The organism is Nonomuraea zeae (assembly GCF_005889725.1).
Lineage (GTDB): Bacteria > Actinomycetota > Actinomycetes > Streptosporangiales > Streptosporangiaceae > Nonomuraea > Nonomuraea zeae.
Genome location: NZ_VCKX01000303.1, coordinates 1 through 14345, shown reverse-complemented (window position 1 = coordinate 14345; position 14345 = coordinate 1). Strand labels below are relative to the sequence as shown.

At 69.4% G+C, this 14345-nt stretch carries 14 protein-coding genes; 10 read left to right on the top strand and 4 right to left on the bottom strand.

The features are described 5' to 3' along the window. Together ETD85_RS63935 and ETD85_RS51360 are read left to right on the top strand one after the other, a co-directional pair. Positions 1 to 511, top strand: a 511-nt coding sequence (locus ETD85_RS63935) for a hypothetical protein (protein ID WP_206059407.1), incomplete at its 5' end; no start/stop codon positions are given. Continuing rightward, positions 508 to 1041 carry an orotate phosphoribosyltransferase gene (locus ETD85_RS51360; protein ID WP_138697151.1) on the top strand — a complete coding sequence of 178 codons (534 nt, stop codon included), beginning with the start codon at positions 508 to 510 and terminating at the stop codon, positions 1039 to 1041. The genes ETD85_RS63935 and ETD85_RS51360, both read left to right, overlap by 4 nt. Positions 1042 to 1094: 53 nt before the next feature. Here ETD85_RS51360 and ETD85_RS51355 read toward each other — a convergent pair whose 3' ends face one another. Both ETD85_RS51355 and ETD85_RS51350 read right to left on the bottom strand, forming a co-directional pair. Beyond that, complete coding sequence (locus tag ETD85_RS51355; RefSeq protein WP_138697150.1) at positions 1095 to 1520, bottom strand: hypothetical protein; 426 nt, start codon at positions 1518 to 1520, stop codon at positions 1095 to 1097. A 155-nt stretch (positions 1521 to 1675) separates the two neighbouring features. Next, positions 1676 to 2368 (bottom strand): DedA family protein, encoded by a 693-nt coding sequence (locus tag ETD85_RS51350; RefSeq protein ID WP_138697149.1) that lies wholly within the window; start codon positions 2366 to 2368, stop codon positions 1676 to 1678. Positions 2369 to 2495: 127 nt separating this feature from the next. Between ETD85_RS51350 and fbaA the strand changes: the two genes are divergently transcribed. From fbaA to ETD85_RS51335, 3 genes are all read left to right on the top strand, one after another. Then, entirely contained in the window at positions 2496 to 3521 is a 1026-nt protein-coding gene (gene fbaA / locus ETD85_RS51345; RefSeq protein WP_138697148.1) for a class II fructose-bisphosphate aldolase, read from the top strand. A 121-nt stretch (positions 3522 to 3642) separates the two neighbouring features. Beyond that, positions 3643 to 4053, top strand: coding sequence for a DUF3151 domain-containing protein (locus ETD85_RS51340; protein ID WP_206059406.1), 411 nt, complete (start codon positions 3643 to 3645; stop codon positions 4051 to 4053). 98 nt (positions 4054 to 4151) lie between these two features. After that, the gene (locus tag ETD85_RS51335) at positions 4152 to 5435 is read left to right on the top strand and encodes an adenylosuccinate synthase (RefSeq protein WP_138697146.1); all 1284 of its coding nucleotides are present in this window, start codon (positions 4152 to 4154) and stop codon (positions 5433 to 5435) included. A gap of 55 nt (positions 5436 to 5490) precedes the next feature. Here the strand turns inward: ETD85_RS51335 and ETD85_RS51330 are convergent, their stop codons facing one another. Then, on the bottom strand, positions 5491 to 6171 hold the full coding sequence (locus ETD85_RS51330; protein ID WP_170247307.1) for a GNAT family N-acetyltransferase: 681 nt from the start codon (positions 6169 to 6171) through the stop codon (positions 5491 to 5493). A 155-nt stretch (positions 6172 to 6326) separates the two neighbouring features. Between ETD85_RS51330 and ETD85_RS51325 the strand changes: the two genes are divergently transcribed. Continuing rightward, positions 6327 to 7232: a glycerophosphodiester phosphodiesterase family protein gene (locus ETD85_RS51325; RefSeq protein WP_138697145.1), complete on the top strand. Its 906-nt coding sequence runs from the start codon at positions 6327 to 6329 to the stop codon at positions 7230 to 7232. A gap of 120 nt (positions 7233 to 7352) precedes the next feature. Here the strand turns inward: ETD85_RS51325 and corA are convergent, their stop codons facing one another. Further along, positions 7353 to 8420 carry a magnesium/cobalt transporter CorA gene (gene corA / locus ETD85_RS51320; protein ID WP_138697144.1) on the bottom strand — a complete coding sequence of 356 codons (1068 nt, stop codon included), beginning with the start codon at positions 8418 to 8420 and terminating at the stop codon, positions 7353 to 7355. Positions 8421 to 8824: 404 nt separating this feature from the next. Here corA and purD point away from each other — a divergent pair, with 404 nt between their 5' ends. The 4 genes from purD to ETD85_RS51300 all read left to right on the top strand — a co-directional run bounded on the left by purD (position 8825) and on the right by ETD85_RS51300 (position 13706). Further along, complete coding sequence (gene purD, locus ETD85_RS51315) at positions 8825 to 10039, top strand: phosphoribosylamine--glycine ligase (RefSeq protein WP_138697143.1); 1215 nt, start codon at positions 8825 to 8827, stop codon at positions 10037 to 10039. Continuing rightward, positions 10036 to 10872, top strand: coding sequence for a phosphoribosylaminoimidazolesuccinocarboxamide synthase (locus tag ETD85_RS51310; protein ID WP_138697142.1), 837 nt, complete (start codon positions 10036 to 10038; stop codon positions 10870 to 10872). The genes purD and ETD85_RS51310 overlap by 4 nt, the downstream gene beginning before the upstream one ends. 77 nt (positions 10873 to 10949) lie before the next feature. Next, the gene (gene murA, locus ETD85_RS51305) at positions 10950 to 12215 is read left to right on the top strand and encodes a UDP-N-acetylglucosamine 1-carboxyvinyltransferase (RefSeq protein ID WP_138697141.1); all 1266 of its coding nucleotides are present in this window, start codon (positions 10950 to 10952) and stop codon (positions 12213 to 12215) included. A 201-nt stretch (positions 12216 to 12416) separates the two neighbouring features. Further along, a complete protein-coding gene (locus ETD85_RS51300; protein ID WP_138697140.1) occupies positions 12417 to 13706 on the top strand; it encodes a GTP cyclohydrolase IIa in 1290 nt (429 codons plus the stop codon). Positions 13707 to 14345 lie beyond the last annotated feature (639 nt).

Genomic DNA, 14345 nt, shown 5'->3' with positions numbered 1-14345 from the left:
GGGCATGGACGACCTGGCGGCGCTGTTCGCCGCGTCGGGGGTGGGCGAGCCGACGTTCGAGGCGATGAGCTCGTTCGCCGCGGGGTGGGCGGAGAAGAGCTTCGCGCCGATCGCGGAGCTTCAGTGCGAGGATCCGCTGACGGGGCTGGTCACGGTGGCGTACCTGCGTACCCGGCTGGCGCAGCTCTATCGGGGGTCGGCGGCGGGCTCGTGCCTGGTGGTGGCCGAGCCGGCCGAGTGGGCGGAGGAGCTGGCGGAGCGGCTGGCCACGGCTCTGAACCTGGCCACCGCGCTGCGCAGGGCCTTCCCCGGGGACGAGACGCTCACGCTGCTCGCGCCCACGCGGGTGGGGGTGCTGGCCAGATCCGACGAGCGGCTGCCGGACAAGGTGGCGCGGCTGCGGGCCTCGGAGATCTTGTACGGCCGGCGTCCCCGGGTGCGGGTGCGGCCTCTGCCCAGGGCGTACGGGCAGGCTCTCGCTCTGGTCAGGACCCTAAGCTTGGACGCATGACGGATCGCGACAACCTGCTGGCCGAGATCAAGACCAAGGCCGTCGTCCACGGCAAGGTCACCCTTTCTTCGGGCCTGGAGGCGGATTTCTACCTCGACCTGCGCCGGATCACGCTCGACGGCGTGGCCGCGCCCATCATCGGCCGGGTGATGCTCGACCTGACCGCCGACCTCGACTATGACGCGGTGGGCGGGCTCACGCTCGGGGCGGATCCCGTGGCGGGCGCGATGCTGCACGCGGCGGCGGCGCGCGGGCGCACGCTCGACGCGTTCGTGGTGCGCAAGGCGCAGAAGGCTCATGGGATGCAGCGCAGGATCGAGGGGCCTGACGTCAAGGGCCGGCGGGTGCTCGCGGTCGAGGACACCTCGACGACCGGCGCCTCGCCGCTGACGGCAGTGGAGGCGCTGAAGGAGGCGGGGGCCGAGGTGGTGGCCGTCGCGACGATCGTCGACCGGGGCGCGCGGGAGCGGATCACCGCCGAGGGCCTCGACTACCGCACAGCCTTCACCCTCAAGGACCTCGGCCTGTAACCGGCGCGGGCGCGATCGACAGGGCCGGAGCCGAAGACCGGCCGCCGGCCGGGTCAGCCGCTCGCGGCCTTGGCGGTGAAGGCTTCGCGGGCGCCGGCCTTGCCCTGCTCGCGCGGCTTGCCGTTCTCGGTGACCCGGACCGTGCTCGCGTCGCTGAGCACGACGTCGAGCTCGGGCTCGAAGTAGCTGACCTCCTCGCCCCTGCTCATCTCGCGATACTGCAGCACGTCCCCGCCCGGCACGCGTACGGTGACCAGCGGGCAGGTCTCGGCCACGCACTCGATGCGCACGGTCGGCACCTGGGCCGTGGCCTCGGTGGCGGCGTCGGCGGTGGTCGTGGCGGCGGAGGCGCGCACGCGCTCACGCTCGGGCTGCGACTGCGCGCCGAGCGAGCCGAGCAGCGCGCGGCCGCCGATGACCAGAAGCGTCACCACGGCCCCGACTGCCACCACGGCGAGCGCCAGGCGGGCGAGGCCCATCGGATCTGACCTGTGGCGTCCCACAGTGGGCAGCGTACCCTCTGGTAATCCCGCGTTCCCGCTTCCGGCGGCCACCGATCAAGGCGGCCGGCGAGAGCGGACGGTCAAAGCACGCGAACGGTGCCCATTGCCGGCGCCGCGAGGGCGGGTCGTGGTTACGGCACGCGGTGGTGCTTGCCGCTGGGCATGGCGAGAGCCTTGGCCGCCCGGCGGTTCTTGACGACCTCGACGAAGATCGGGATCAGCGAGATCAGCACGATGAGGAAGACGCCCGGCAGGATGTACTTGTCGATCTGCTTGGGATCGACCTTGCTGCCGAGGAAGTGGCCCAGCAGGAGCAGGCCCTCGACCCACACGACGCCGCCGATGACGTTCCAGAGCAAGAAACGCTTGGCCGGCATCTCCAGCACGCCCGCGACGGGATTCATGAACGTCCGCACGATGGGCACGAACCTGGCCAGAATCACGGCTTTGGCCGGACCGAACTTCTCGAAGAACTCCTCGGCCCGCACCACGTGCTCGCGCTTGAACAAGCGCGAATCTGGTTTGTCGAAGAGTTTGCGGCCGAATCTGGCCCCGAGGAAATGGCCGAGCTGGGCGCCCGCGATCGCGCACAGGGGTGTGCCGATCAAGAGCACCGGGAACGACAGCGGCGCGATGCCCATTCCCTGCGCCACCGAGGCCGAGCTGAAAATCCCCGCGGCCACCAGCAGCGAGTCACCGGGCAAGAAGAACCCGAGCAGCAAACCCGTTTCAGCGAAGATGATGGCGAGAACACCGACCGTGGCGAAAGCGCCGAGAATCGTGAGCCACCACGTCGGGTCGAGGAGATTCCAAAGCCAGTCCACGCCGAGAGCCTACCCGTAGCGGAGCTGCGGGACATGACCAACAACCACGCGTCGTCTCTACCCCACAGGGTAGTGAGCCGGGATACTGGCCCTGGCGCGAAGCAGTTACTTCTCAGGGAGATGAATCATGCCTATTGCGACTCCAGAGGTCTACGCCGAGATGCTCGACCGGGCCAAGGCGGGCGGGTTCGCCTACCCGGCGATCAACGTGACCTCATCGCAGACGTTGAACGCCGCCCTGCGCGGCTTCGCCGAGGCGGAGAGCGACGGCATCGTCCAGGTCTCCACGGGCGGCGCCGAGTTCCTCTCTGGTGCGACGGTCAAGGACATGGTCACGGGCGCGACGGCACTGGCCGAATACGCGCGGGTGGTGGCCGCCAAATATCCCGTGACGGTGGCGCTGCACACCGACCACTGCCCCAAGGACAAGCTCGACGGCTTCATGCGGCCGCTGATCGACATCTCCCTGGAGCGGGTGGCCAAGGGCCTCGACCCGCTGTTCCAGTCGCACATGTGGGACGGCTCCGCCGTGCCGCTCGACGAGAACCTCGAGATCGCCAAGGAACTCCTGGAGAAGTGCGCCCGGGCGCGGATCATCATGGAGATGGAGATCGGCGTGGTCGGCGGCGAGGAGGACGGCGTCGTCGGCGAGATCAACGAGAAGCTCTACACGACGCCCGAGGACGCGCTGGCCACCGCCGAGGCCGTCGGCATCGGTGACCACGGCCGCTACATGCTCGCCGCCACCTTCGGCAACGTGCACGGCGTCTACAAGCCCGGTCACGTCAAGCTGCGCCCGAGCGTGCTGAAGGAGATCCAGGACGCGGTCGGCGCGAAGTACGGCCAGGACAAGCCGTTCGACCTGGTCTTCCACGGCGGCTCCGGCTCGCTGCTCGAGGAGATCCACGAGGCCATCTCGTACGGCGTCGTCAAGATGAACGTCGACACCGACACGCAGTACGCCTTCACCAGGCCGATCGCGGACCACATGTTCCGCAACTACGACGGCGTGCTCAAGGTGGACGGCGACGTGGGCAACAAGAAGACCTACGACCCGCGGGCGTACGGCAAGGCCGCCGAGGCCGGGATGGCGGCCCGCGTCACCGAGGCCTGCCAGCACCTGAAGAGCGCCGGGACGAAGCTGTCCGCCTGACGGGAGACCGCCCGTCCGGCCGCCGCCGGAAGCCCCCTCCGGGCAGGAGCGTGGCGGCGGCCGATGGCACGGGCGTCTCATCAGTAGCCACTTCGGTGGCCCGGCGGGTATGACTTGTCCTATGGATAACCTTCTCGCCGGGCCGCCCCCGACTCACCTGCCGGACCTGCCCGAGGCCCGGGAGGCGCTCGAAGCAGGTGCCAAGGCCTCCGACGTGGCGGCCCGATTCCCCGCCTTCCCGGCGGCGTGGGCCGCGCTGGCGGAGGAATACTTCGCCCAGGGGCACGCCGTCACCTCCTACGCCTTCGCCCGCACGGGCTACCACCGCGGGCTTGACCAGCTGCGCCGCAGCGGCTGGAAGGGCCACGGGCCCATCCCCTGGGAGCATGAGCCCAACCGCGGCTTCCTGCGCTGCCTGTACGCGCTGTCCAGGGCCGCCCAGGCGATCGGCGAGAAGGACGAGGCCGAGCGGTGCGTGCAGTTCCTCAAGGACAGCACGGGGAGCGGGTACGACGCGCTGTCCAAGGGGTAGCCCTTGGGACGAATAGGCATACTCGGGTAGTCTCTCTACGCAAGAGCCCCTGTCGCGCTTGCGCCAGGGGTTTCGTTTTGTGCTCGGGAGACTGAACCATGCCGGCTGCCGTTCTCGTTGGAGCCCAGTGGGGCGATGAGGGCAAGGGCAAGGCCACCGACCTGCTCGGTGGCGACGTCGACTACGTCGTCCGCTACCAAGGTGGCAACAACGCGGGTCACACCGTGGTCATCGGGGACCAGAAATACGCGTTGCACCTGCTACCCACGGGGATCCTGTCACCCGACGTCGTGCCGGTGATCGGCAACGGCGTCGTCATCGACCCGGGGGTCCTGCTGAGCGAGATCGACGGCCTGGTCGCGCGGGGCATCTCCGCCGAGCGGCTGCTGATCTCCTCGAACGCGCATTTGATCATGCCGCACCACAAGGCGCTCGACAAGGTGACCGAGCGCTACCTGGGCAAGGCCAAGATCGGCACCACGGGACGCGGCATCGGGCCGGCGTACGGTGACAAGATCGCCCGGATGGGCGTGCGCGTGCAGGACCTGCTCGACCCGGGCATCCTCGCGAAGAAGATCGAGGTCGCCCTGACCGAGAAGAACCAGGTGCTGACCAAGGTCTACAACCGCCGCGGGATCGACCCGGAGGCGGTGCTGGAGGAGTACCTCGCCTACGCCGAGCGCCTCAAGCCGCACATCGCCGACACCTCGCTGGTGCTGTCGAAGGCGCTGGACGAGGGCAAGTTCGTGCTGCTGGAGGGCGGCCAGGGGACGCTGCTCGACATCGACCACGGCACCTACCCGTTCGTCACCTCCTCCTCGCCCACCTCGGGCGGAGCGTGCGCGGGCGCGGGCATCCCGCCGAACCGGCTCACCAAGATCATCGGCATTCTCAAGGCGTACACGACGCGGGTGGGCTCCGGCCCCTTCCCGACGGAGCTGACCGACGAGATGGGCGACTGGCTGCGGACGACGGGCGGCGAGTACGGCGTCACCACCGGCCGCAACCGGCGCTGCGGCTGGTTCGACGCGGTCATCGCCCGGTACGCGACCCGGATCAACGGGATCACCGACTACTTCCTCACCAAGCTCGACGTGCTGTCGGGGCTGGAGCGGATCCCGGTGTGCGTGGCCTACGAGGTGGACGGGGTGCGGCACGACGAGATCCCCATGACCCAGACCGACTTCCACCACGCGGTCCCGGTCTACGAGGACTTCCCCGGGTGGCAGGAGGACATCTCCAGCGCCAAGTCGTTCGAGGACCTGCCGCCGAACGCGCAGGCGTACGTGCGGACGCTGGAGGAGATGAGCGGCGCGCCGATCTCGGCCATCGGGGTGGGCCCCGGCCGGGACCAGACCGTGGTGGTCCGGCCGCTCGTCTGAGCAGCACGTGGGGCCTCCGGAGACGGCGGCCCCACCACGGCCCGGGGACGGGGAGTCAGTGCTTCAGGACCGCCGCGGTCACCGGGGTGCGGAGCTTCCAGCCGAGGGTCTCGTACAGAGCCTGGCCCTCGGCGGTGGCCACCAGCACGCCCGTGTGCGCGCCCGCGGCGGCGGCCGTCGTCGCGAGCATCCGCATGATGACCGTGCCGAGGCCGCGGCGGCGATGGCCGCTCGCGGTCTGCACCTGGTCCACGACCGCCGTCCGGCCCGCCATCGCGAACTGGCCGCGCGCCGCGACCTCGCCCGCCGCCGTCAGGAGGCGGGCCACCGTGACGCCGGCCCTCGTGGTGACGGCCGGCGTGTAACCGGCCGGGGGCGCGGGGTTCCAGTGGGCGTAGGAGGTCCTGCGGGCGGCGGGGCCGACGGACAGGGACGTGGTCATCATGAACTCCGGGTCCTGGACGGACCACCGCTCGGGTAGCAGCGGGGTCACGACCGCCGCGGGGGCGCAGAGCTTGAGCCAGGTGCCGGGCGTGGTGAGGGCGCCGGTCAGGCGCTCGATGGTGGCCGGCGTCGGGTCGGGGACGATGTGCCTGGCCACGTGACCGGGAAGGCCGACGTCCACCCGCAGGCCCCACGGTTCGCGTACGGGGGGCGGAGTCTGGCGGGAGATCACCCAGCCGTCGACCCATGCCCGAACTGTTGCCGGATGGACCGTTTTGAGAGCCTCCGTCATGCTGTCCAGCTTATTGCAAGATAGTTGCATTTATCGTCAATAAGGCCAGTACACAATGGGTAACCCGGCTTCGACCGGCGAACGGGCGTAGCAGGATAAAAAGGACACGGCGTGGCACTGCCTTGTCATGGCCCCGGCCAGGTAGGGTCCCGGGTGTGCGCGTTGAGATACATGGTCACCGGGGGGCTCGTGGCCTCTGGCCGGAGAACACCCTGCCGGGGATGAGCCGCACGATGGAGCTCGGCGTGCATGCGCTCGAGCTCGACGTCGCGCTCACCGCCGATCGACGCCTCGTGCTCACGCACGACCTCACGGTCTCCGCGGTGACCAGCGCCGACCGGCGACCGGTCCACGCGGGCGATCCGCTCTTCCCCTACGTCGGGAAGCCGATCAACTCGCTGACCCTGGCGCAGCTGCGCATGCTGGACGTCGGCGTGCGGCTGCCGCGCCACCCCGACGACCCTTTCGCGCTCACGCAGTTCCCCATGCCCGAAACCCGGATGCCGACGCTCGGCGCGGTGCTGGGGCTGGTCAACGCTTATGAGGCGGAGGGCGTACGCCTGCACGTCGAGCTGAAGTCCGACCCGACCAGGCCCGAGCTGACCTCCGACCCCGAGATGTTCACCGAGATGGTCGTCGAGGAGCTCGACCGGCACGGGCGGCTCGGCAACGCGGCCGTGCTGAGCTTCGACTGGCGGATCATCGCGCACGCCGCCAGGCTGGCGCCGGGCGCGCGCCGGTTCGCGCTGATCGAGCTGGACACCCTGCACTGGCACGACGACCTGGGCGACGACGTGCCGGCCGCGGCGCGCGAGGCTGGGGCCACCACGCTCTCGCCCGAGCACCTCATGGTGGACGAGGCGCTAATGGCGCAGGCCGCGGCGGCCGGGCTCGACGTGGCGGTGTGGACGGTCAACGAGGCCGCTCTGGCCGGGCGGATGCTGGACCTGGGGGTGGCCGGGATCGTGACGGACTATCCCGATCGCATGCGCGAGGTATGGCGGGAGCGCGGGCTGGAGCTGCCCGACCCCGTCGGCCCGCTCAAGCCCGTGGGCGTCTGATCCCCCAAGGCTGACCCCTGCGGCTGACCCCTGCGGCAGACCCCTGCGGCAGGCCCCTGCGGCTGATCCTCCCGCGGCCGGTCCGCTACGGCTGGTCCCCCGCGGCGCCCCGCGGCGCGGTCAGAGCCAGCCGTTGCGGCGGAAGCCTCTGTGCAGGAGCACGCAGGCGGTGACCATCACGGCCAGCACCGCCGGATAACCCCAGACCTGCTTGGTCTCCGGCATGAAGTCGAAGTTCATGCCGTAGATGCCGGCGATCATCGTGGGCACCGCCAGGATGGCCACCCAGGACGAGATCTTGCGCATGTCCTCGTTGGCCAGGGCGTTCGAGCGGGCCAGCGCGGCCTGCAGTATCGAGCTGCACAGCTCGTTCGAGGACTCCACCTGCTCGCACACGCGGGACAGGTGGTCGCCGACGTCGCGGAAGTATTCGCGCATCTCCGACGGGACGACGCGGCGCTGGGGCAGCGCGGACAGCGGCGCCCGCAGCGGCGTGATGGCCCGCTTCATCTCCAGCATCTCCCGCTTGAGCTGGTAGATCCGGTTGATGTCGCGGGAGCTGACGTCGGCGAACACCGTCGCCTCGACCTCTTCCAGCTCCAGCTGCATGAGGTCGGCCACCTGGAGGTACTGGTCGACCACGTGGTCGGAGATGGCGTGCAGGACGCCCGCCGGGCCGCGGTTCATCAGCTTGGGCTTGTCCTCAAGGCGCTCGCGGACCAGCGTCAGCGGGCAGTGCCGGCCGTGCCGCACGGTCACCACGAAGTCCGCGCCGAGGAACACCATGATCTCGCCGGTCGCGATGATCTCGCTGGTGGCGGTCAGCTCGTCGTGGTCGAGGTAGGCGATGGTCTTGAGCACCATGAACAGCGACTCGCCGTACCGCTCGACCTTCGGCCGCTGGTGCGCCTTGACGGCGTCCTCGACGGCCAGCGGGTGCAGGCCGAACACCTCGGACAGCCACTCCACCTCGGGGGCCTCCGGCTCGTGGAGCCCGACCCAGAGGAAGGCGTTGGTGCCGTCGGAGGTCTTGTTGTGCTCGCGTACGAGGTCGAGTGCCTCGACGATGCTCGTGGCGGAGACCTTCTTACCCTGAACATACGCACCGAACTCGACAATGGAGTCGACAGGCGGCACGCAGACCTCACGCACCGGCTTCTGGGGCGAGTGCGCGAGCCGTGAGGGCATGGCAGGGTGACGGTTGATGCGACGGAAGAGCGTGGACGAGCGCATGGCAGTCCCTTTCCGCCCGACCTGGCACGCTCCACGCGCGATGAAAAGTCACCTCAATCGACACAAATGCGTGGAGGCACGATCAGGCTGCCGGATTGGAGTGGTCGGGGGTACACCGGCTGTACGTGTGGAAGCACGTACTGCTGGGATCACCAGGATTCATCCCGGACCACCTCCAATCACACGGGACGCCGCAAAGCCGCCTCAACTTACCACAGGCGGATGAACGCATCTGACGATACTCGTCAGGAGGCGTTCGGCTCAGGTAGAACTCCACAAACATCGCGTCGTATTCCGGTATTCGGTGTGCCGGTGACCGGCAGCGTGCGCTCGGCGGCGGGCCTGCGACAATGGGGCGCGTGCGCGTTCTAGTCATTGGTTCCGGAGGGCGTGAGCACGCCCTGTGCCGCTCTCTCAAGCTCGATCCCCAGGTCAGCGAGCTCCACTGTGCTCCTGGCAACCCAGGCATCGAGGAGGTCGCGACCGTCCATCCCGTCGATCCCGTCGATCCGGAGCAGGTGGCCGCGCTGGCCGCCCGGCTCGGGGTCGATCTCGTCGTGGTGGGGCCCGAGGCACCGCTCGTGGCGGGGGTGGCCGACGCCGTGCGGGAGGCGGGCATCGCCTGCTTCGGCCCGTCCGGCGAGGCGGCCATGATCGAGGGCTCCAAGGCGTTCGCCAAGGAGATCATGAAGGCGGCCGACGTGCCGACCGCGCGGGCCAGGGTCTGCCTCACCGAGCAGGAGGCGGCGGAGGCGCTCGACGAGTTCGGGGCCCCGTACGTCGTCAAGGACGACGGGCTGGCCGCCGGCAAGGGCGTCGTCGTCACCGACGACCGGGACCAGGCGCTCGCCCATGCCCGTGCCTGCGGGCGCGTGGTGATCGAGGAGTTCCTCGACGGGCCCGAGGTGTCGCTGTTCGCGCTCTGCGACGGGAGCACCGCCGTGCCGCTGCAGCTCGCGCAGGACTTCAAGCGCGCCTACGACGGCGACGCGGGGCCCAACACCGGCGGCATGGGCGCCTACACGCCGCTGCCGTGGGCTCCCGAAGGGCTCACCGACCAGGTCATGCGGGAGGTCGTGCACCCGACGATCGCCGAGCTGTCCCGGCGCGGGCTCCCCTACCAGGGCGTGCTCTACGTGGGGCTGGCGCTGACCTCGAAGGGGCCGAAGGTGATCGAGTTCAACGCGCGCTTCGGCGACCCGGAGACGCAGGTGCTGCTCGACCGGCTGGAGACGCCGCTCGGCGGGCTGCTGATGGCCTCCGCGACCGGGGAGCTGGGGCTCGACCCGGTGTTCAAGCCCGGCTCGGCCGTGACGGTGGTGATCGCGGCGGAGGGCTATCCCGAATCGCCCGTCAAGGGTGACGTGATCACGGGGGTGGAGCCGACCGAGCACGCCTACGTGGTGCACGCCGGCACGAAGCGGGCCGGGGGCGACCTCGTCTCGAACGGCGGGCGGGTGCTGAACGTGGTCGGCAGCGGGCCCGACCAGGACACCGCGCGGCGTAACGCGTACGAGCTGGTCGCGCGGATCGAGCTGCGCGGCTCCTTCCACAGGACGGACATCGCCCCGTGAAACACCTGCACTCCGGAAAAGTACGCGACCTCTACGAGACCGACGACGGCCTGCTGCTGATGGTCGCCTCCGACCGCATCTCCGCCTTCGACCACGTGCTGGAGCCCGGCATCCCCGACAAGGGGGCCGTGCTCACGCAGATGTCGCTGTGGTGGTTCGACCAGCTCAAGGACGTCGTGCCCAACCACATCGTGTCGCGGGGCGACGACGCGCGCAGCGTGCTGTGCCGGCCGCTGACGATGGTGCAGGTCGAATGCGTGGCCCGGGGCTACCTGACGGGCTCGGGGCTGGTCGACTACCGGCGCGAAGGGGTCGTCTCCGGCGTACGCCTGCCCGAAGGGCTGGAGGACGGCTCGCGGCTGCCCGAGCCGATCTTCACCCCGTCCTCGAAGGCGCCGATGGGCGAGCACGACGAGCCGATCACCTACGAGCAGGTGGTCGCGGAGGTCGGCGAGGAGACCGCCGCCGAGCTACGGCGGATCACGCTGGCCGTCTACACGCGAGGGGCGGAGATCGCCCGCGAGCGGGGCATCATCGTGGCCGACACCAAGATCGAGCTGGGCTGGGACGCCGACGGCGTGCTGACGCTGGGCGACGAGGTTCTGACACCCGACTCCTCGCGCTTCTGGCCGGCCGACGAGTGGCAGCCGGGACGTGCGCAACTCGCCTTTGACAAGCAATTTGTACGCGATTGGCTACTATCGCCCGAATCCGGATGGGACAAATCCTCCGGAAACCCCCCACCTCGACTTCCTGACCACATCGTCGAGCGCACGAGGCAGCGATACCTAGAAGCGTATGAGCGCGTCACGGGGTCTTCCTTTAGCGGATGATTCGGCTGGGTCATGTGGTGTTACCGACTACTGTTGGCCCGATCGAGCCTCACCGTTGATTTCAAGGAGCCGCACGAATGGTCCGTTACCGCGTGCGCGGTGGCAACGCACTGCGTGGAACCGCGTTCATCCAGGGCGCGAAAAACGCCGTGTTGCCGATGATCGGTGCGGCTCTGCTCGCCGCGAAAGGCCGTACCGTTCTGCGCAACGTGCCGATCATCGAGGACGTCCGCAGGGCGGTCGAGCTGGCCGAGGCCGTCGGTGCGTATGTCGAGCTGCACGAGTCCGAGCGCACGCTGGTCATCGACGCCTCCCGGCTGACGAGCGCCGTGCTGCCGGCCGAGATCGCGCGGCGGTTCAGGGGCTCGGTCCTGTTCACCCCCGCGCTGCTGCACCGCCTGGGCGAGGCCATCGTGGAAGGGGTCGGCGGCTGCAATCTCGGCAGCCGCAACCTCGACTTCCACTACCTGGGCTACAAGCGGCTGGGCGCGATCGTCGACGAGGGTGAGACCGTCATCCACGTCAAGGCGTCGGGGCTGACCGGCGCGACCCTCTACCTCGACACCCCGTCCCACACCGGCACCGAGAACCTCATCATGGCCGCCGCCCTGGCCAGGGGCACCACGGTGATCGAGAACGCGGCGCTGGAGCCCGAGGTGCTCGACGTCATCGACCTGCTCACCAAGATGGGCGCGCGGATCAGCGGCGGCGGCACCGGGTTCATCACCGTGGAGGGCGTGGAGGAGCTGCACGCGGTCGAGCACACGGTGATGCCCGACCGGCTGGACGCGGGCGTGTTCGCGATGGCCGGGGCGATCACCGGCGGCGAGCTCAACCTCGTCGGCACCGGGCTCGACCTGGGCGTCGTCCGTTACAAGCTTGAGCAGATGGGCGTGGAGTTCGCCCGCCAGGGCGCGGTGCTGAGCGTGCGCAGCGGGCGTACGCTGCGGCCGATCAACATCATCACCGACACCTATCCCGGCTTCGCCACCGACCTGCAGTCGCCGATCATGACGGTCGCGGCGCTGGCCGAGGGCACCAGCTACATTCACGAGCGCATCTTCGACGGCCGATTCGCGCTGGCCGGCGAGCTGAACAAGATGGGCGCGAATGTGGAGGTCGACGGCAACCGCGCCATCGTGCGCGGCCGGACCCCGCTGACCGGGGCCCAGGTGACGGCGCACGATCTGCGCTCCGGAATCGCACTCGTACTCGCCGGTCTGGCGGCCGAGGGAGAGACCGTGATCGAGTCTGGATACCTGATCGATCGCGGTCACGCACATCTCGCGGCGCGAATGCGCGCGCTCGGCGCGGACATTACACGAGAGATTTCCGAGCGCTAAAAAACGCCGGAAAAACCTCGTTGAGCTGCTAGGACATCTTGACGGGCGGTCAACCAGAACGGCTTTCCGGAAAAGTCGGGCGTGACATTACGGCCCCCGCGAGCGATCGTTCCAAAAGAGAGCACTGCAACGGACGGCAGGATGGGACGAACATTGGTCGAGAGGGCCGAAGAAACTCCCCGAGTGTCACGCCCGGGCGCTATGACACCGGACCTCACCATCGGCGTGGTCGGACCACACGACCTGGTCGAGCGAGTCATGTTGATGGGTCACGCAGCGGCACCGCTGCCGTGCCGCCTGGTGGCGGCGGCCTATCGTGACGAGCAAGAGGCTCCGGACAAGGTGACGCGGCTCGGTCCCGGTGTCGATGCATGTCTTTTCGCCAGCCCGGTCCCTTATGACCTGGCCAGGCGTTCAGGTGTGCTGACGATGCCCGCGACGTACGTCCAACTCGGTGGAGCAGCACTGGTGGCGGCGCTGGCCAAGGCGGCGCTCGACACCCGCATGGACCCCCAGAGGGTCAGCATCGACGTGGTCAGCAGGGCTGATGTCGAGGAGGCGTACACCGACCTCGGCATCCCGGCCACGGACGTGCACAGCCGCGACGAGCCGGGAGCCACCGGCACGATCGCGGCCTACCATGAACGCCTCGCCCGGCAGGGTGCGACCACGGGGGCGCTGACGTGCCTGCCCGCGGTGGCCGAACGCCTGCACGCGGCGGGCGTTCCGGTCATCAGGATCAGGCCGACCTCCGCGGCGGTCCGTACGGCGCTGCACACCGCGGCGCTGCTCGGGGCGCATCACCGGCTGGAGGAGTCGCAGCTCACCGTGGTGCTGGTGGAGGTGCCGACGCTGCGCGAACCTGTGCGCCGCGCCGCCCCCCGCTACTGGCGCGACGAGCTGCGGCTGTCGCTGCACCGGCTCCTGGTCCAGGAGGCGAACCGGATCAACGCCACCGTCTGGCCGATCGACGATCACAGCTACCTGGTCACGGCGACCAGGGGCTCGATCACGGCGGCCACCGACGGGTTCAGGGTGTTGCCGTTCGCGGCCAGGATCAGGGACGAGCTGGGGCTCGCGGTCGAGGTCGGTGTGGGGATGGGGCGCACGACGCACGACGCGGAGTCACACGCCCGGGCCGCGCTGGCCCGCACGCAGGCGGGCAAGCAGGCACAGGGGTTCGCGGTGGATCGCGAGGGACGGGCACTCATCCCGGCCCCGCGTATGCCGCCCACGGGCTCCACCGCGCTCAAGCCCAAGGGCGTGGAGGTGCTGGCCAGGCTGGCGGCCAAGCTCGAAGGCGGCGACACGGTGGTCGACGCGGAGGGCGCGGGCAAGATGCTCGGGGTGACGCCTCGCACGGCTCGGCGATTGCTGCGCACGTTGGTTGACGAGGGACTTGCGTGGCCGCTTCCGCCGAACCGTACGCCGCAGCCCGGGCGTCCACGGCAGCTCTACCGGCTGATCGTGGAGAAGCTGGGCCCACGCTGATCGCGTTGCGCGCGATCGGCGGGCTCGGGTCCTTGGCTCCGCGCTGAGCGGAGCCAAGGCCCAGGTGCGGGTCCGCCGTCCCCCTTCCCGTTCCACGGGCGGCGGACCATAACCCCCCAGTGCCTTCTTTACGGCAGAGCCAACCTGGCACCAGCCGGCGCACCCGGCCGCGGGGTCTCCAGAATGACTCCCGAGGACGGGCCACCGTCCTCGGCCTGCCGGGTGGTTCACCGGTGGCGTGTGGTGGTTCGGGGGTTTTGCGTGACCTGTGGAGGGCACTGGCATTGACGGGCCGTGTCAACTTTGCGAATTAGAGCATTGACTCTTGTGAACTTATTGGTTGACCCGTGTAGATGCGGGTATGTTCTCCCACGCCCCCGATCGACGGGATTCGGACGGGGGCACCAAAATTTTCCGGCGCCGGACTTCCGCCCAGCCGCGTTGAGACGCCCGCGCCGTCGCTCGACCCTCCGCCCCTCGTGGTCCAGACCCCGGATCCACGCCGTCCGGCGTCGCCCCAGAGCCCGAGAGAGGGTGTTCTTGGTACCGATTGGGCGGGTTTAGGGCTGATCCACCGCACTATTGCGGGCTTGATGTTTGATGCTCTGGTTTGGGAGGGGTCTGCGCGGGGCTGTGGGG